At 42.3% G+C, this 19,237-nt stretch carries 14 protein-coding genes and 2 pseudogenes; 10 read left to right on the top strand and 6 right to left on the bottom strand.

The features are described 5' to 3' along the window. Positions 1-1,278: 1,278 nt before the first annotated feature. Positions 1,279-3,066, bottom strand: coding sequence for a sensor histidine kinase (locus tag RSX24_RS28385; protein WP_343262454.1), 1,788 nt, complete (start codon positions 3,064-3,066; stop codon positions 1,279-1,281). Then, entirely contained in the window at positions 3,063-3,743 is a 681-nt protein-coding gene (locus RSX24_RS28380; RefSeq protein ID WP_343262453.1) for a response regulator transcription factor, read from the bottom strand. The genes RSX24_RS28385 and RSX24_RS28380 overlap by 4 nt, the downstream gene beginning before the upstream one ends. Positions 3,744-4,033: 290 nt before the next feature. Here RSX24_RS28380 and RSX24_RS28375 point away from each other — a divergent pair, with 290 nt between their 5' ends. From RSX24_RS28375 to RSX24_RS28360, 4 genes and pseudogenes are all read left to right on the top strand, one after another. Beyond that, positions 4,034-4,723 carry a hypothetical protein gene (locus RSX24_RS28375; RefSeq protein ID WP_343262452.1) on the top strand — a complete coding sequence of 230 codons (690 nt, stop codon included), beginning with the start codon at positions 4,034-4,036 and terminating at the stop codon, positions 4,721-4,723. Positions 4,724-4,789: 66 nt separating this feature from the next. Then, a complete protein-coding gene (locus tag RSX24_RS28370) occupies positions 4,790-6,508 on the top strand; it encodes a hypothetical protein (protein WP_343262451.1) in 1,719 nt (572 codons plus the stop codon). A gap of 14 nt (positions 6,509-6,522) precedes the next feature. Next, positions 6,523-6,936 (top strand): hypothetical protein, encoded by a 414-nt coding sequence (locus RSX24_RS28365; protein WP_343262450.1) that lies wholly within the window; start codon positions 6,523-6,525, stop codon positions 6,934-6,936. Between the two features lie 136 nt (positions 6,937-7,072). Continuing rightward, a pseudogene (locus RSX24_RS28360) lies at positions 7,073-7,540 on the top strand (TraB/GumN family protein); the annotation flags it as partial. A gap of 244 nt (positions 7,541-7,784) precedes the next feature. Here the strand turns inward: RSX24_RS28360 and RSX24_RS28355 are convergent. After that, entirely contained in the window at positions 7,785-8,285 is a 501-nt protein-coding gene (locus tag RSX24_RS28355) for a MarR family winged helix-turn-helix transcriptional regulator (RefSeq protein ID WP_339275924.1), read from the bottom strand. Positions 8,286-8,457: 172 nt separating this feature from the next. Here RSX24_RS28355 and RSX24_RS28350 point away from each other — a divergent pair, with 172 nt between their 5' ends. Continuing rightward, positions 8,458-8,598 (top strand): hypothetical protein, encoded by a 141-nt coding sequence (locus RSX24_RS28350; protein WP_343262449.1) that lies wholly within the window; start codon positions 8,458-8,460, stop codon positions 8,596-8,598. Positions 8,599-8,791: 193 nt separating this feature from the next. Continuing rightward, a complete protein-coding gene (locus RSX24_RS28345; RefSeq protein ID WP_343262448.1) occupies positions 8,792-9,238 on the top strand; it encodes an SgcJ/EcaC family oxidoreductase in 447 nt (148 codons plus the stop codon). Positions 9,239-9,659: 421 nt separating this feature from the next. Here RSX24_RS28345 and RSX24_RS28340 read toward each other — a convergent pair whose 3' ends face one another. The 3 genes from RSX24_RS28340 to RSX24_RS28330 form a co-directional block, all read right to left on the bottom strand. Continuing rightward, positions 9,660-10,997 (bottom strand): sulfatase family protein, encoded by a 1,338-nt coding sequence (locus RSX24_RS28340; protein WP_343262447.1) that lies wholly within the window; start codon positions 10,995-10,997, stop codon positions 9,660-9,662. A 28-nt stretch (positions 10,998-11,025) separates the two neighbouring features. Continuing rightward, positions 11,026-12,582 (bottom strand): PTS transporter subunit EIIC, encoded by a 1,557-nt coding sequence (locus RSX24_RS28335; protein ID WP_343262446.1) that lies wholly within the window; start codon positions 12,580-12,582, stop codon positions 11,026-11,028. 202 nt (positions 12,583-12,784) lie between these two features. After that, on the bottom strand, positions 12,785-13,612 hold the full coding sequence (locus RSX24_RS28330) for a PRD domain-containing protein (RefSeq protein WP_236417440.1): 828 nt from the start codon (positions 13,610-13,612) through the stop codon (positions 12,785-12,787). A 283-nt stretch (positions 13,613-13,895) separates the two neighbouring features. Here RSX24_RS28330 and RSX24_RS28325 point away from each other — a divergent pair, with 283 nt between their 5' ends. From RSX24_RS28325 to RSX24_RS28310, 4 genes and pseudogenes are all read left to right on the top strand, one after another. Next, positions 13,896-14,396, top strand: a complete 501-nt coding sequence (locus RSX24_RS28325; protein ID WP_236417439.1) for a PTS sugar transporter subunit IIA — start codon at positions 13,896-13,898, stop codon at positions 14,394-14,396. Between the two features lie 159 nt (positions 14,397-14,555). Then, positions 14,556-14,671, top strand: a pseudogene (locus tag RSX24_RS28320) (IS200/IS605 family transposase); the annotation flags it as partial. Between the two features lie 180 nt (positions 14,672-14,851). Then, the gene (locus tag RSX24_RS28315; RefSeq protein ID WP_343262445.1) at positions 14,852-17,026 is read left to right on the top strand and encodes an immunoglobulin-like domain-containing protein; all 2,175 of its coding nucleotides are present in this window, start codon (positions 14,852-14,854) and stop codon (positions 17,024-17,026) included. Positions 17,027-17,214: 188 nt separating this feature from the next. Beyond that, positions 17,215-18,798, top strand: a complete 1,584-nt coding sequence (locus tag RSX24_RS28310; RefSeq protein ID WP_343262444.1) for a histidine-type phosphatase — start codon at positions 17,215-17,217, stop codon at positions 18,796-18,798. The last annotated feature ends 439 nt before the right edge of the window (positions 18,799-19,237 follow it).

Here is a 19,237-nt window from a genome sequence, read left to right as displayed (position 1 = left end):
TGTAAAAAATCAATAAATGGGATTGTTGTAGATCTGCTGATGTAACCGGTGCTAAATTCGCAGTTACGTGGTCGAAATAAAGTGTGATGTATGTGAATGAGTATTGAGTTTATCCGATAATTTCTAACCATCCTTCCCAAACTAGTCTACGGAGCAGTATCAACTGCTCCTTTTTGTTATCAAAAAAATCGGTTAGGAATAAATTTTTTTTTTTGTGTCGTTAAATTACTAAAAGTCCTACGTGAAATCTGAGGTAATGAATATACGGTATTTAATCAGGCATAATGCTGGGGATTATTCCAAAATGCCGGCGAACTTATCCGTTCTGGGCTTCTTTTTAACGATTATCATCTATATTATGCAGTCAAGAAAAAAATAACTAAAATTATTCTAAAAGGAATCTGCTATCGTTAATGAACTTTTAACAGGGGCAGCTAATGGACAATTTGAGGTGGCGCATGAAATTTAAATTACAGAAGAAATGTTAACCAAAATTACTGATTGGCATACTTGTGATGTCAATCAAGCTAAATTTGCATACACATTTATCCAACTGGAATTGGCCTTGTGGTAAGTGAAGTGTGATGTATGTGAAAGAGTATTGAGCTTATCAGAGGACTTCGCATAATCAAAAAATGGTTTTGGAGTTCCTTAACTTGTTTCAATTTTTACTTGATACGGAAAATGTAATGCATAAAGTTGATTGCTTCGGGCATAGTATTAATTAAATCATTCACTAGTTGCTGCAAGGGGAAATATACCCTTATATGAGGGGACGTTTTTTAAGTAAACTTATGCTATGAAATAATATATCTGCATGACACCTAGCTTCACTTCCTTCTTCTTTTAACAAAGTCCATGGAACTTCTAGCGACATATTGTGTGTGGCTTTCATAGACGACCTAAATATAAGGATAAAATAATTCTAAACATAAAATGGACCCTTCTGAAATCGAAAGTAAGATTCAGAAGGGTCCATTTTTCTAGTTTATAGTGTAAGCAAGCCTACACATCTTTAAATACAAGCGCATCTTTTATTCGTTGTATTGCTTCCTTAGTGCATAGTGGATAAAAGGGTTACATCGATTTTACTCTGTATTTTATCCTATGAAACATCTTTTTATCTTCTAGAAGTTATATGGCCTACTGTTATTTTAGCTAGAGTCTCCATTGTTGTGTTGAACCTCGTGTTCAATTCTACCTAGATATGTTTGAGCAATCTATAATTACTCCCCCGAATCCCTACTGAATTAATGACATTAATTAAAGACTACTTAACTATTTAATCCCATCCGTGTTACTTGCAAGGGATAACGTAAAATAAAATGTCACGCCATCTGACGTATTCTTGGCTCCACACTTTTGGTGATGTAGTTGCATAATCTCTTTAACAATTGAAAGTCCTAAGCCTGTTCCACCGGAGGTTCGACTTCGAGCATTCTCCTCACGGTAAAATCGTTCCCAAATTAGTGAAATTTCACTTTCGGGAATTGGGGGACCAGAGTTTGTGATTGAGATATACACCGTTTGTTCGCTTGTATGTGTTTCATAATTTATGTGGATGGTACTCCCGACAGGGGCATAACAAATTGCATTGCTAAAATAATTAAGGAGTACTTGTTCTATTTTTTCAGGATCGGCTGATACAAGGATACTCTTGTCACCTTTAATATGGACATATAACGCGTTAGCTTTTATGAGTTGTTCTACATTGATAGTAGTCTCGACAATCAGATCATGAAGCAAGAAAGTGACAGGCTTTAATGGGACGACACAGGCTTCAAGCTGTGTTAGATCCAGCATGTCCATCACGAGTTTTTCCATGCGATTCGCTTCCCGTAATATTATTCGAGCATACCGCTCTCTTTTATTCTCGGCAATTTGATCAAGCAGACCTTCTGCGTAACCTTTTACCACGCTAATCGGAGTTTTCAACTCGTGGGAGGCATCTGAAACGAAACGTTTTTGGATAGCTTCCATTTTACTTTTGTATTCCATTTCCTGAACAAGCTTGTCATTCGCCATCCGTAGCTCACTCAAGGTGCGTTCCAGATTTGATGATAGGCTGACAAGGCTAGTTGATAAGCTGCCGAGCTCATCGTTGCTTTTGATTGGAGATACTACCGTGAAATCAAGTTTCGCCATTTGTGCTGCGATTCGATTTAACTTGAGAAGTGGGCTAGAAACCAATTTGGAAAATAGAAGGGACAGAACCACAATTAACAGTAATCCGCCTGTGATGCTAAAAAAAGCATAGTACAGTTCAAGTGCATTAAAGGCTTCTCCGAGCTGTGTTAACGGTGTCAATGCGAACAAATACCCTTCGGTATAGCCGTTGACTACCAGTGGTTGGACAAATACGAGATTGTGAACACCACTTATAGTTTCTTCCCACTCCGTATGAAATGCTTCGCCTTGGGTCACTTGTTTCCAATATTCCTTCGGAAGAGGGAACCATTCTTTCAACGCGGCGGCCATGATCCCCTCTCTGTTATTCCATTGCCCGGGTTTGGGTAAGAATATAGAGACGATAGTGCCTTGAATATGCTCTAATTTTTTTTCATTCACGTTGTTAGGGAGTATGCCAATTGAAAGTGAATTTTCTTTTGCAATGATATATGGTGAGAATAATTTTCTGTTTTGTTCATCGTAGTACTCCCCTTGAATAGTTACCTGGTCACCGGTTTGTAAGCCGTACTGCGCAAGTTTAGGCAAATCCGAGAAGAAGGAAGTAGAAATCGCAATAATCTCGCCAAAATCTGTCTCTATCCAAATCTTGAAAGGATTATCATAACGAATCTCTCCTTGTTTATCTACAATTACTAGTTGTACATGGTTTTGTGTAATAAAGTCACCCATAGTGGAAGATAAATCTTCCGAGTTAAGTTTTTGTTGGTTGTAATTAGAAGCGAAACTAGAAAGTTTCTTTTGAAGATCCAAAGCGCGTTCATTCTGATAGAAATTTTCGAAAAACCAAAAGTGACTAAAGATGACAGCAGCAAAAAAGACAATATAAAAAACCAAATTGCTGACAAATAACTTGAACACAATGCCCTTTGGTTTCATGGGGTATCCTCATATTTGTAACCAATGCGAAAAACTGTATGTATATACCGAGCATCAGATCCCAATTTTTTTCGTAGGTTTTTAATATGTGTGTCGACAACCCGAGGATCCCCGAAATAATCGATGCCCCATACTAGGTTTAGTAAGTGCTCGCGACTCATAGGCAGGTTTTTATTTCTCAGTAAATGAAGTAATATGTCGTATTCCTTATAGGACAAATCAATGAGTTGTCCATTCACCTCGACAGATTGCTTAGTGTCATTGACGATAGTTTTACCAAAGCGAAACAGGTGATCCTCCTGGTCGCCAGTTTGTTTCACACGCTTCATTAGTGCCTCAGCACGCGCGACTAGTACTTTTGGACTGAATGGTTTGGTAACGTAATCATCTGCACCCAATTCAAAACCCAGCAGTTTATTCTCTTCTTCAAATTTCGCTGTAAGAATGATAATAGGGACAGTAGATACGGTTCGAATTTGTTTGCATACATCCCAACCGTTCATGCGGGGAATCATTAGATCGAGTATTACTAGACTTATTGGACGAGAGTTAAAGATAGCTAATGCATCTTGGCCATTGGACGCCTCCACAACTTCCCATGAAGATTTTGTAAAATAGTCGCTAACAAGCTCGCGAATAGACTCTTCGTCCTCAACTAACATAACAGAATTTCTCACAAATTTTCCTCCCATACTACACATGAATCACATAACTTTTTAGTATTATAGCAAAAAATACATAAATATTTCTTTTATTTAACTCAATAGGGAATAAGAGTGTTGAAATTATTTTATGCGTTTTTCCTTAAGAAGGGCTTTAAAATAATAGGGCGTATCATTTGGTGAATTTGTGATTTTAGGAGAAAAATCAAAACTAAATTACGGATTGTAAATAAATCCCTTTACTTTATAAGAGGATTGATACATAATATTAATTGTAATTAATTTAAAAATTTGGAGGAAATTTCATGAAAAAGAAAATTATTTCTAGCCTTATGGTTTTAGCTATGGCTGTCCCTTTTTCTAGTGCGTTTGCTTCTAGTGGGGTAAATAACTGGGAGGATGTACTTAAAGAGACATCCACTGGGCAATATGTTGCTGCTAAAGAGGATGTATCATTTCAAGAGGCACTGGCGGCTATTAAAGAAATACAAGCTCAGAATCATGCAGAGCGGCTTGAAAAAGATCAAGAAAGATTAGCTGAACTTGGTTTAGAAGGCGCTGAGCCGATTCAAAGTGGCGAGATTCAAAGACCCGGAGCTTCTGATGGAGGAATCACTATCATGAGCGGGGAAATCCAAGGTGGGTCAAAAACGTATATTAACGAATATGGTTTCCAGGGAATTATTATTCAAGCTAGTACCAATTGGAGTAACTATGCAACCTATTCCTCTTGGGATTACTCTACAGTAGGATGGGCGCGACCTGGATTTTCGAGTGCTAAGGTTAGCACAACAATGGGGTTGTATGGGTTAACTACATCATGGCCTCCTACATATAAAGAGTATACCCATGAGAGTAATTGGGTGTATAACAACACAATTGCATCAATATCTGGAAGCGATTGGGGTGCGGGTGTATTTGCTTACGCTTCTGCTGCTTCATCTATGACAGCAGCTCCACAGGGTAGCGGGAATTACCATACTTTTGATTATTAATTTACAAAATAAAAGCTAGTGGGTGAGTGCCTCCACTAGCTTTTATTTCTTAAGGGGATTAATTGTATGCGAAAATTAATTTTATTATTAGTTTGTGTATTAACTATATCCGGTTGTAACAATGAAAAGGCAAAAAATGAAGAATTTATAAAACAGAACGAAACTCCTCTCGATACCATTTCATGGCTTAATCAAACTAGCGATGTCTTAAAGGAATCTTATACACGAATTGATACAGTTGGAGGATATAATGATATTTCAAAATTATACAAGGTTAAAGAAGAAAATAGAATTGATCTAAGCAATTCAGCTTGGAATCTTAAAGCATTGGAACTCTTGGGATATAAATCAAATCTTAATAAAAATCAAAAAGGGAATCTTGAGAAATTGCTAAGATTAGAATATGACACAGACAGCGATAAGTCGCTTCAACTTTATAAATATTGGACCATTTCTGTGATTTACAATGAACTAGAATTAAACATCCCCGAAAATTTGAAGAAGGATATAATGAGTTATATTGAAGAGAATACTGATGAGAATGGGTTCTTTCTTTCAGATGAAGGACCATTTGATTCGGTGGACTCGACCTTAATATCTATACGGTTGCAAAAACAACTATCTCAACCATTTGTTCTGAATTATAATTATCTTTCAAAAAAAATAGATGGGGAAATTAATCTTGAAGATCCACAAAATAAATTGATCTCTTACGCAATGATCCTATTCGAATCTAATGGTGCGGGAAAAATTGAGAAAGAAGTATACGCGAGATTGGTTAAACATTACACTGAAAAGTTAACAAAGTGGAATTTTAAAACTAACGCAAATATAGATGAGCTATATCTTTATCTTGTGATAGCAAACTACTTGAATGTCAATTTCGATATACCTTCTGATGTTACTGACCGGTTTGAACGATTATTGGAACAGCAAATAAATTATAACCAGTATCCCGATGGTTCATTGACATATGAGGTGCTTTACATTCTTCCTAAAGACCTTTTGTCTTCTAACCGAGATAAATTCACCGATTTTCTCCTTCAAATGAGTTCAGATGATCTGTTATGGAATAGACCATTACTACGTGATCCTAATCTTAAGGATACACAGTATGGCATTGTTATTTCTTCGATTATATCTTCTCAGAATTCTTTAGAAGAAATGCGATCAATTTCAAATTTATATCTTCAGGAAAGTAACAGAGAATTTATGGGACTTAGTAAACTGCCCTCGCTTTTGGCGATTTATTATGCATTAGAGGAGTATAGCCTGATTAATGATAGTTTAAAAATTGAGCTTCATGATTATTTAGAAGAGATTATGGCGCTTCCTGTGGAACAAGAAGCGCAGTTGCTTGTTGATTTATATGAAGTGTATAAGATTAATGATCTGGTTATAGATGATGTCCTCTCTCAAATAAACAAAGATATTATTTTGAAGACGAATAAGTTAGGAGAAGTAAATACAGACATTAGAACTATGGCAGGATATATCTTAGCTTATTCTCTTGAAAATGAAGGAGATACTACTTTATTTAAAGAAATTATGAATAAATTTAAGAAAAAAGATGGATATGCGTTTAACATGAACTCACAGGAACCAGATATAATAGGGAATTATTACGCCGAGTTTATACTAGGCGAATTTAACATCACAGAGGAAAATTTCAACCTATCAAGCTATAGAAACGATCATGGATATTCACTCTATAGTTCAGAAAAAAATGTGTCCACTCTACAATTAACTTACTACGGCCTGTTGTTGGAAAATAAAAAAAATTAGGAGGTGTAGATACCTTGTTGAAGAGAATAGTAGGGATAACTATCATTATACTATTATTAATATTAGTAGGTTTTAATGTAGTGTCGCGGTTTGATGGCGTTGTAAATAAAAGTGAAGTCGTTCAAAGCTATGATAAAGATAGTAAACTATATAATGCAACCGTAACTTTTGATATGATTAACCTAAAAAAAATTACTGACCTGAAGATTATGGTTTTATACTCAGACAATACGGTTGAATATCATGATGTTTCTTCGACAAATAACAGTTATACATTCCAATTAACTAAGGATCTAGCGGATGTCTCTCTTAAGCAAAGTAAGTATACTAATCCTGAATTTCTAATAACATGGATTGTAGATGGTAAGAAAAAAGTCAAATATGTATATTCAGGAACTCAGAATACCGAGATATCCCTTAACGAATAATATGCTTCTATCTCGGCAATCAACCGTAGCTACGCCCTTCACTGTCTTTTAAAGTAAGTTTTTTGCACGATATTAGTCATTTAACAGCAATGCACCTTCCTAAACTCAGAGCTTGAGACAGAGAATGCACTTCTGTTCAAGCCTGAAATCCATGAAAGCCGGTTATGAAGCTTCCGCTGGAGTAGACCTGTACTTCATTCAGAAAGCGATCGAGCGCAAACTTCCGGTTATCGAACTGGAGTCGTATGAATCCCAACTGGGCATGTTCAATAACTTCTCGAAAGAGCTGCAAGAAAAAACGCTGAAAGCAACATTGGACAATTTCGACGTGCTGGATGACAGCGTGGATCAAATGGCTGAAATGTGGAAAACGGGCAACGACGAGCAGCTGCTGGAGCTGACGAACAGCTTCTCTGACGACGAGGAGTACAACAAAGCGATGCTGATTGACCGGAACATCGGCATGGCCGACAAGATCGACGGATACCTGAAAAACGGCAAAGGCGAAGAGTATTTCATTGTAGTCGGTGCAGCGCACTACCTGGGCGATCACGGGATCGTGAAGCTGCTGGAGGATAAAGGGTATAAAGTAGAGCGGAAATAAATAACCAAAGGGCCGATATGGATAAATATCGGCCCTTTTGTTTTTTTGAAGATAAACCTATTGTTTTTGCATATTTAGGTGCCCATTCAGGTGTTCCATGCTTTTTGAAGTAATATAGTTTGTTTATATATTCATTTAAAACTTTCTGAGGGCTCCTTCATTTCTCTAAACCAACGACGCCCGCTTTGTTTTCGAGATTATTATTTTCTGGCTGGTGCTTCTGGAGCACTAGCCTTTTTTACGATTAATTGCTGTTGGAATCTTCCTGATTCTTCAATTTATCCATTTCAGCAAGCGTCATTTCGTTGCACTGGCGGATGAATTCAAGGATCAGAGACGTTTGCTGCTCATCGTACCGCGACAGGATCTGAAGTGTGGACTGCATAACCGATTGGAACAGAGGGGAAATTTCGGCGGAACGCCCTTCCGCAGGCTTGACCACCACTCGTCTACGATCGTTCGGATCTTTATCCCTGGTGACATAGCCGGCCTGCTCTAACCGATCGATAACATTGGTCACGGCGCCTGTCGTCAAACCGGTTAATTGGGCCAATTGTCCGGCGGTTACGGCACCAGTACGGTTTAAAAAGTCCAGACACTTGTGATCGGTCGCATTCAACCCCAATTTTTCCGAAATGAGCTGGTGAAGCATAACGGCTCGCGCGCTGTTTTGGCGCAATTCGTAAAGCAAAGCCTGTTGCGATGGAGATAGGTCATGAAACTCTAGGGAATTGCCTCTTGACATAGCGAAACCTCCAATATAAGATTAAATTATCTTAATTGATTAAGATATATAATGAATTAAGAAAATAAGTCAATTAAGAATTTTATGAAGTCAGTATATCACAATGCCAAATGACCGCAAATTATTTTTGACGAAGAACGGAGCAATTGGGGAATGGGGACGGCCGATTCACGTGTCAACCAGCCTGGTTCACGCCAACAAGCTGAATAAGTCCGCTAACCTGACAGCCAAAGCGGCTTTGCACGGCTTCAGCCGCATGTTGGCGGTGGAGCTGGCAGCGGGATATTTTATAACGTGGGCATACCTGAACTGACGTGATCGGAATGGGTAACGCACGTGTTGCCGCAACAGATGCTCAATGATATGCGCGATCGTTTCCGACAGGACGATCGGGCACCCCGATGACGTCGCGAATCTGATCCTTTATCTGGGACGCCGCGAACAGTTTTGTCAATGGTGAAGAAATCCGCGTTACCGGCGGAAAATAACAATGAGGTGCGTGCATAATGATGGAAAATCGCAATGTACAGGGTGTAAGCGAGATCGAATATTTGTTTGAGAAGCTGAAGCTGGCCTGGGACAGAGGGGATGGAGAGGCCTATGGGGCCTGTTTCACGGAAGATGCCGACTATGTCACGTTTCAGGGGGAGCATCTGCAAGGGAGAAAAGCGATTGCCGATACGCATCAGCAGCTTTGGAACAGCGTGCTGAGAGGATCGACTTTGGAAGGCGAGATTAAGAAGATTCATTTCATTACGCCGGAGTTCGCCATTTTTCATGGATTGGGTACGGTCAAACTCAGATGGCAAAAGACAGGGCCGAAGAAAAGAGACTCCATTAACACGAATGTCGCCGTTAAACAAAACGGCGAGTGGAAAATAGCCTCTTTCCAGAATAGTCGAATTTCGGGTCCGGGCCTTATGCAAAAAATATTTACGAAACTTAGCAAGTAACCCCTGCCTGTAGAGAGAAAGAGACGCATTGTTCGAAACCAGTGGATCGTCAACGGGGAGGTTTATCCGTATACGCCGACCTTTGTCGTCAAAGAAGGCGAGACCATTAAAACGATCTTTATCAATAAAAGTTTATCGGAGCACCAGGTGCACCGTCAGACCTGAGAATGATATTTTAAGAAGACAGCCGGTTAATTCGTGAACTGCACCCCAATTGTTTAGACACCATCTAACAATCGAAGGTGCAGTTTTTTTGTCCAAATTTAATTTAGACTTGAAGATAGAAGCTATTCATCAATATTTATCAGGAATGAAGGGATTAAAAGCATTGGAAATCCTTAAGTATTGATCATGAAGTCCTCCGTAATAAAGACGGTCTGTCTTCTTGGAAAGTACGTCGAGTCGATAGACGTTTTTCTTATTATTTGTTTCCTGGAATATATGCTCTGCCGTAACGGGCTTCCTCCGCCCATTTTGCCGATTCGATGCCTTCAACCGGACCGTGAAGCAGCGGGTCGTCAGTAGAGGACATCCATTGTTCCACTTTGGTACGAAGTTCCCGGGCTATCTCAGCATAATCGGGGTCGTCGATCAAATTGGTATATTCAAGCGGGTCCTTCTCCAGATCATACAGCTCCTCAGGCTCGTTGGGGACATAGAACTCTTCACGGACATCCGGCCCCGAGATGCTGCGGTGAATATCGACAGGCATATAGATTTTCGGCCCGTCCTCGAAGTTTTTTACATATTTATAACGACTTGTTCGGATGCCGCGCATCGGATGGTATTTATCGTGCCAGGTCAGCTCGCAGAAGAAATCGTTACGCACAGGTTTCTTTTCTTCTCGCAGCAACGAAGCAAAGCTTCTGCCGTCAATGTCTGCAGGGATTCCGGCGTCCGCCAGCTCCAGCAGGGTCGGCATGATATCGATATTGCATAACAGCTCATTAATGACCCGGCCTCCTTCGATGAGCTTGGGGCTGTACATAATAAGCGCCGTTTCCAGTCCGGCATCCTTCATCGTGCCTTTGGCACGCGGGAATGCGATTCCGTGGTCTGTGGTGTATACGACAATTGTGTTATCCTCTAGCCCTGTCTCTTTTAAGGTGCGCATTATGCGGCCCACTGCTTCATCCAGCACTTTAACGGAACCGTGAAACTGTGCCAAATCCTTGCGGATATTTTCCGTGTCCGGAAGATAGGGAGGAACCTGAACCTGGCTGATATCGTCCTTGACATTGTCGTACTCGTCAAAGGAGCGGTGAGTCTCCCAAAAGCCGATATTGGCGAAAAAGGGCTGTCCCTCCGGTTCGATTGCTTTTTTCTGTAAAAATTCAATGGCCGTTTCGGCCACCTGAGGAGCTCTGGAACCCTCGATCCCCAGATAGTTTTGATAACCCAGCTTGTAAGTGGAGCTGTACGTTCCTTTTTCCTCTTCACCTATAGTTTCATGGCTGAAGCCGATAAGCGTTGTGTCATACCCGGCCTCATTCATGGCCATCGGCAGTGTAGTTTGATCTTCCCCGATATGAAAATTTAAATGAGCCAAGCCGATCAGGCCGTTGTTATGCGGATATTTGCCTGTCAGAATGCTGCCTCTGCTGGGACTGCACTGTGGGGCAGGGCAGTAGTACTCGTCAAATCTAACCCCTTCCGCAGCGAGACGGTCCAGCTCCGGGGTTGGGACCTGATGTCCGTAACAGCTGAGATAACGACCGGTATCATGAGATATCATGAAAACAATATTAGGTTTACTCATCTTAACCAGCTCCTTTTTTCTTTATCTCTTATTCTCCCATTAATTCCTCAATTTCCGTTTTGATCACGGCCACATGCGGGCCGTAAATCACCTGTACCCCTTTACCGCGGATAATGACTCCACTGGCTCCGGTTTGTTTTAGCTGCTCTTCCGATACCTGTCCCTCTTGATGTACGGTAACGCGCAGGCGGGTTGCACAGCAGTCCAGATCTTCGATGTTGCTATTGCCGCCCAGTGCGGCCAGGATGCGGTCGGCCTGATTGTCGGTGGAAGCACCCGCATTCGTAGGTTCTTCCTGATCCGCTGCGTTTCCAGCATCTTCTCTCCCAGGTGTTTTTAAATCCAACTTTTTAATGAGGATGCGGAACGTAAAGTAGTACAGGAAGAAGAAAGCTATGCCCGCAATCGGAATGAGAACCCAGTTCGTTTTTTCATCGCCCTGAAGAATACCGAATAGCGTAAAGTCAATGAGTCCCGCAGAGAACGTCATGCCAATGGTAATGTTCAGCATGTGAGCAACCATATACGCAAGACCCCAATATGCGGCATGGATTACGAACAGGATCGGAGCGACAAAGAGAAATGCAAACTCCAAAGGTTCGGTGATGCCTGTCAAAAAGGATGTGATCGCACCGGTAAGCAGCAGGCCGAACACTTTTTTCTTGTTTTCCGGTTTGGCGCAGTGATACATGGCCAGTGCCGCACCCAGCATGCCAAACATCATGGTCAGATATTTGCCGCTCATAAAGCGCGCAGTGCCGACAAAATAGTGCTGTGTGGCCGGATCTGCCAGCTGGGCGAAGAAGATGTTTTGCGCTCCCTGCACCTGGGTTCCGTTAACCATCATGGAGCCGCCAAGCGCTGTCTGCCAGAATGGGAGGTAAAAAATGTGGTGAAGCCCCAAGGGGCCGAGCAGCTTGACAATAAAGCCGAACAGAAATGTTCCGAAATAACCTGTGCGGTCCACGAGACCGCCAAGCCCGGCAATGCCCGATTGGATCGGCGGCCAAATGAAGAACATCAGGAGACCGAGCAATACGGCGGAGAAAGAGGTGATAATGGGCACAAATCTTGACCCGCTGAAAAATCCCAGCCACTGCGGCAGCTTGACCTTGCCGAATCTTTTGTGCAGAACATAAGTTAACAGGCCGACAATGACACCGCCGAACACACCGGTTTGGAGTGTTTGAATCCCCAGAATCATCGCCTGCCCGACGTCGGCCAGCTTTTCTTTGGCCAATGTCCCGGAAATGACGAGCAGGGCGTTCATGGAAGCGTTCATGACGAGATAAGAGAGCACTGCTGCCAGCCCCGCAACGCCTTTGTCGCTTTTCGCCAGCCCTACGGCAATGCCGACAGCGAAGATGATCGGCAGGTTGCTGAAAATGATTTGGCCGGCATAGCTCATGATGACAAAAATCGCCTGCAGCCACACTTGATCCAGAAACGGATAATTGCTGATCGTGTTCGGATTGGAGAAGGCTCCCCCGATACCCAGCAGCAGTCCGGCTGCTGGCAGAACAGCGATAGGTAGCATTATGGCCTTGCCAAAAACCTGGAACCGGCTGAACAGATTTTTAAACATAATATCCCCCTCTTTTCATTCTGGGGATTAGTTTCTGATTCCATGCTTTTGGGCAACAAAAAAAGACCTAAAATGCCGAAGGTATACCTGTACCTTATAAGCATTCTAGGTCTTGCCTGCATAACCAGTCACAATCCCCTGTATGTGATTGACGTTTGAATGAGCCCATTGTAAACGGTTTATTTTCATTCGTCAACAAATTTTATACATCTTCAAGAATTCTCTGCAGATGCAGGGCGATGTATGCCATTTCCGATTCCGGAAACTCGATACGATACTTTTGCTGCAAATATTCAGCTGCCTTTTTGGCTGCTTTAAAGCCATGCTTGTACGTTTTTTTGATCATTTTCAGCATGTCCTTATCCAGGGTGTGAAAGGGCTTTTGGTCATAAAAACGGCTGAGTGCCAATTCCAGGTGAGTGAGTAGGCGATGGTATGAGATGCTGTCTTGATCAATATCCGCGCCCAGTTCCTCCAGCATGATTCCGACTGTCTCCTGGATGATGATCGTTTTCTTGATGGATTTTTCAATATGCGAGTTTTCCATCTTGGCCGTATGGATATGCAGGGCGATATAGGCGGCCTCATCCTCCGGGAATTCAATACCAAAGGCGTCTTTAATCTGTTCCAAGGACCACAGTCCGATTTTGTACTCCGTACCGTACAGCAGCCTGATCTCGTTCAGCAGCTTGTTCCTCACCTGAATGCCATTCCTGGAACGTTCAATGGCGAAGGACAGATGGTCAGTCAGCGCAATATGAATATGGTTATTCAGACTCATGCCCAACACCTGTTCGGCGTGTGAGATAATTTTTTCTCCCATGGCGATATGGGATTCGGGTACAGAGCTTAACAACTGCTGAAATTTTTTGCTTTCTTCCTTCAGCACAAAGGTTTTCTCAATTTTAGCCGGGTCGATCAAGTCATTCTTGCCTTTTTGGAACGCGATGCCCGGACCCATGATGATCTTTTCTTCATCACCTTCCTTCACCACAACGGCATTGTTGTTTAAAACACGGTTGATTTTCATATCATTTCTCCAATCCACTTTCACAGCTCTGAAACTTAAAATTTTGTGGTTCTGATTGTATCAATACTTCTACGTGAAGTCATCCTCAAAATTTTTTGAGTTCGTTGCACTATATCTGCAATCATTGACAGGCAGGCAGAAATTAATTAGTATAGTGGCATAAATTAATGATGCGGGATTGTGACTGTTTAGCAGGCAAGACCCAAAATTTGGTACGGACAACTTTCCGCACTGAATTTTGGGTTTTTTTTATTTCCCGGACGACTACAAGGAGGAGATACAGATGCTGTCATTTTTCAAAAAGGATAAAACAATCAAGGAGCTTGCTGTAATGGCTCCTATTACAGGACAGGTTGTCGGCCTTGAACAGGTGCCTGACCCAGCCTTTGCCGGCAAAATGATGGGTGAGGGAGCGGCCATTGCACCGGTGGAAGGTAAAATGTATGCTCCGTTTGACGGAAAAATTGCGCAGCTTATTAAATCCAAGCATGCTATCATTCTGGAGCATGAGTCCGGGGCGCAGGTGCTTATTCATGTGGGAATCGACACTGTTTCTTTGAAAGGGTCTGCATTCTCCCCGGCCGTTCAAACAGGGGATAAAGTGAAGCAGGGCCAGTTGATGATGGAATTTGATATGGATATGATCCGTAAAGCGGGTCTGCCGGTCATTACTCCCGTAATTGTTCCTGACGGAATCGATGCGGTTCAAGCCGTTCAGGTTCATGAGGGCAGTGGCGTAACAGCAGGAAGAGACACCATAATGACGATTAAACTGGGAAAATAAAACTGGCGGCTGGAATTTTATTATGAATCCGCCGATGAGAGCGATTCCAAGCATAGACCCACCTCAGGTGGATGAGTCTTTGCGTTCCATTGGGGGGCCGGTTCCAACAGCAGCCTCAAGAGCGGAAGCATTGCAACTTATAAGGAAAAAGTAGCTTAATTGATATTTGATCGACATGTGCATCTAAAGTATCGGTATGGGAATCGGAAATGTTGGTGCAAAGGATTTTACGTGGATACCCTTGAAGGAACAAGAAAGTGATTGAAGAGGGCATCTCGCGATAGTTATCCATTTTGGAAGATGCAACGGAGGGCTATATGAGGGTTAGATTTGAGCTGACTTTTAAAAATTCGCTTGATCTACAAAAGAAAAGCAGGGCAACCGATATATATATGCTACCTAACTTTGCTTTAAACAGAAGCGTGGCATTATAACATCTTATGGAGGTCATCTGCTTGAAATTGCCCAAAAAAGCTTCATTACTTTTATCTGTTCTTCTGTTATCACCTATGGTACTGTCACCGACTAGCATCTACAATTTTAATGGATCAGGTAACATCGCCTTTGCGGCTGAACCACAGGCTAATTCAATTACCATTACAGGACCAGGTGTATTTTCGCCTAATCGTGAGTTACAACTGACTGCGAGCGGCACGATGAATAATGGCACCATTACAGATATCAGTTCAACCGCTACTTGGAATTCCGACAACGAAGCTGTTGCAACTGTGTCTCCTGGAGGAATTGTAACGGGGGTAACGGTGGGAACCGCCAATATTACCGCATCACGTGATGGGAAAGTCTCCGATACGTTCCCTGTCACAGTAACGTGGGCAACATACCAAAAGTTACAAGAAACCAAGGACTTATTAGAACTACCATTCACCGGTGGTCAAACTAAGGATAATGTCACCTCAAGTATCGATTTACCTACTCAGATGGAGAATGTATTTTTGTCCTGGTCTTCATCTGACACAACGATTATTGCAAACAATGGTAACGTTAAACGTCCTCCATACATTGGTGGGGATAAACAAGTTACGCTCACGGCTACACTTCAAGCTGGAAGTGAAGCTCCAGTAACGAAGGTGTTTACTCTTAACGTTGTTAAAGCAGAACCCACACCAGAGGATAAGCTTCGTGAAGCCTTGGATGAGTTGCAGATCGGTTATTATAATGGAGACACGGCCGATGGGGTTAGAAGTTCAGTTGTACGGTTGCCTATTGGAGGGAAATATGGATCGTCCATATCATGGGTATCAAGCGACCCGGAGATAATTACTTCCAATGGTAGGGTGTACCGGACGTTAGACGATACGGATCATGTCGTTAAATTGACTGCAAGAGTATATGTGGATGGGGTGTTTGAAACTCGTGACTTCATCCTTAACGTTAAACATATAAATAGAGATAAAATAATTACTTCGTTTGCTCTTGATGACCATGTTGGAGTTATAGATGAAGATAACAAAACAATCACGTTCGACATACCTAGGGGTGCATCTGACAAATCCATGATTGTTACTTATACTGCAAAAGCATTACAGGTTCTCGATAATGGGATTATGATGACTAGTGGGGTATACAACATTTATCCGTTCTTCGTTAAAGATCACAGTGTCACTGCTACTGATGAATTGCTGAATCCTGTACACTACAAGTTGGTATTTACAGGCGGATCCACAGCACCGACGCCAGCGCCAACACCGACGCCAGCGCCAACACCGACGCCAGTACCAGCACCGACGCCAGAGCCAACACCAACGCCAGTGCCAACACCGGCGCCAGAGCCAGCACCGACGCCAGAGCCAACACCAACGCCAGCGCCAACACCGACGCCAGTACCAGCACCGACGCCAGAGCCAACACCAACGCCAGAGCCAACACCGGCGCCAGAGCCAGCACCGACGCCAGAGCCAGCACCGACGCCAGTGCCAACACCGACGCCAGTGCCAACACCGACGCCAGTGCCAACACCGACTCCATTACCTGCGCCAACGACAACGGATAACGCTTTTAGAAAAGACGTATTTAAGCCTGGCATCAGTGCTACTCAGGTACTGGAATCAAAAATTAACGATGCTCTTAAAAGTCAAGGCAACGCTTTTAAGCCGGTTGATATAAAAAATCATTGGGCCAAACAAACCATTGATATTTTCACTAAATTGAACATCATTAAAGGTTATGAAGACAAGACGATTAGACCTAATCAAGACATGTCCCGAGGAGAGTTCGTGGGGATACTGTCCCGCATTTTTGATGTGGGTGGAACAAATCAGGTTGCTCTAAAAGATATTAAAGGTCATTGGGCGGAAGACGCCATTGTGCAGTTTACTCAAGCAGGTATTATTAGTGGAAACGGCGATGGTACATTTAAACCAAACAAGGCTATTACACGAGAAGAAATGGCCGTGATTCTATCCAAGATCGTCGATTTCCAAGGGATAACCCAAAACAAGATTGATAGCTCCAATCCCATTCAAATGGTAGCCCAAGCGGGCATTATTCAAGGTAATGGTAATGGGGACCTCAATGCAAAGGGCACAGCCTCAAGAGCGGAAGCGTTGCAACTGATCCTTAATACTTTAAAGCTGAACTCCAAAATCAAAACGATGCTTGAACTTTTATAAAAGAAATGAAGAAGCACACAAGGCGCCTTGATTTGCAGGCGCTTTTTTCTTTTCTTCAACGAACGAGCAATATTTTTTAGAATTTACATAAAATTAACAATGTTTAAAATTGCAATGATATTTCTCCCTTATAATCTGGTGAGCTGAAAAAGGAATCTAACATAAAGGGGACAGGCTAAGCCAACTACATGAAAAACATAAAAAAAATCGGAATTTCAGCAGCAGCACTTGCTTTGTTAACGTCTGTAGCGGTAATTGATGTTTATGGTGCGGGCTTTAAACGAACGATCGAGGTATCCGAGCAGTCCGTCAATGTGATCATAAATGGACAAAAGATGGAAGGAGAATCGTTTCTCTACAATGGGGTAACCTATGTACCCGCGAGAGCGATCGGGGAAGCGTTAGGCAAGGAGGTAGGCTGGGACGAAAATACCCGCTCGGTGTTAGTGGGCCAGCAAGTGAATGATACGCAAGGGTACCGTGGGACCAAGACGCCATATCCTTTTAAGGAAACGACGTATACATCAGTTCCGGAAGGGTACAAGCCTGTGTTTGTCAATTATGTGGGAAGACATGGCTCCAGGCACTTATCTGCCTCCAAGTACGATAAAACGCTCTTGGAACTGCTCCAAATTGCTGAGAAGGATGGGCAGATCACCGAGCAAGGAAGAGAATTGAAAAATGAGATCGTAAAATTGATGGCAGTGGAAAAAGACCATTACGGTTTGCTTTCCGCCTTGGGTGAAGAAGAGCTGGAGGGGATCGGAGCCAGACTGGGTCAAAACTTTAAAGATATATTCAGTCCGGATAAAAAAATCATTGCACAAGCTACCTTCAAGGATCGGACGCCTCAGAGTAGAGACAACTTCTTGGAGGGACTTCAGAAAAGCCTGGGAGACGAAAACCTGGACATTCGTACATCCACCTTCGAAGAAGGGAAAGATCCGTATTTAAGACCATTCGACATCGCGACGAAATATAACGAATATGCAGAAGATGGGGAATGGGTAAAGCTGTTTGAGGACTACGCCTCACAGGAAACAGGCACGCGATATGCGAAGGAGCTTCTTTTACAATTCATTTCACCAAGTTTTTATGAAAGGTTGGAAGCCGGGGAGTTTAAGCTGAAAGATGATAAAGGAAAGGTTAAACTGAGCAACCCGACAGATGCCGCCTCCAATCTATATGAACTGTACATCATCTCTTCTAATTTAAAAGAGGAGGGTAATTTTGAGTTCGGCAAATATTTCACTACAAACCAATTAAAGTGGTACGGTAGCATCGACAATATCAACGACTTTTATGAAAAAGGACCATCCCTAACGTCGACTGATTTGCCACAGAATATCGTTGCGCCTTTAGTTAAAGAATTGATTCATTCCACAGACCAGTCTCTAATGGAAGGAAATACAGCTGGAGTCTTCCGGTTTGCCCATGCAGAAACCATCATTCCTCTTTCCTCATTCTTGGACATTAAAGGCGCTAATGTCAGCGTAGATGATCCGAAGGAAGTGAGTACAAAATGGGATGGTTCCGTCATCTCCCCGATGGGTGCCAATATCCAGTGGATCCTGTATTCCAACGGCAAAGATTATCTTGTTAAGATGCTGCGCAACGAAGAAGAAATTGCTTTCCCGATTGAAACGAATAGTTATCCGTACTACAAATGGGATGATGTCAAAGCATATTATGAAAACAAGCTGAAATCGGTTGGGGTAGATATGGACAGCAGTCTGGAAGATGATATTAAGCTGCTGCAAGAAAAGTTTTAACTGAGGTTATCATTATAGAGGGTACCAGGGGCTGCTAATGTTTAGCGGCCTCTTTATTAGATGTTCCACATACGATGAAGCTCACGGGGATGGAAACGATGATCGCCTGAGGCGGAGCATTTATGTGTTGTAGTTTTATAGCTGGAGCATCGGCAAAAAAAAGTTTTTTTGAGAAACCTATTTACAAGTGCTGAATGTCTATGGTATATTCTTATTCCGGCCAAGAAAACACCGAGAAACATGGTGCGGCAAGCAAAGCAAATAAGCTTCGAGAAAAGAAACTTAAAAAAAGTGCTTGCAAAGTTGGTTCGGATGTGATAAGATATAAGAGTTGCTAAGGACAACAACTTAGTAACGAAAACGAAGTTTGATCTTTGAAAACTGAACAACGAGTGAGTAATGCGAAGGTTTTTGGTACATGTTGTATGACTGTATAAAA

It is taken from the genome of Paenibacillus hubeiensis (genome assembly GCF_032334105.1).
GTDB classification, from domain to species: domain Bacteria; phylum Bacillota; class Bacilli; order Paenibacillales; family Paenibacillaceae; genus Paenibacillus; species Paenibacillus hubeiensis.
The sequence above is the reverse complement of the archived record's forward strand: the minus strand, read 5'-3'. Positions and strand labels throughout refer to the sequence as shown.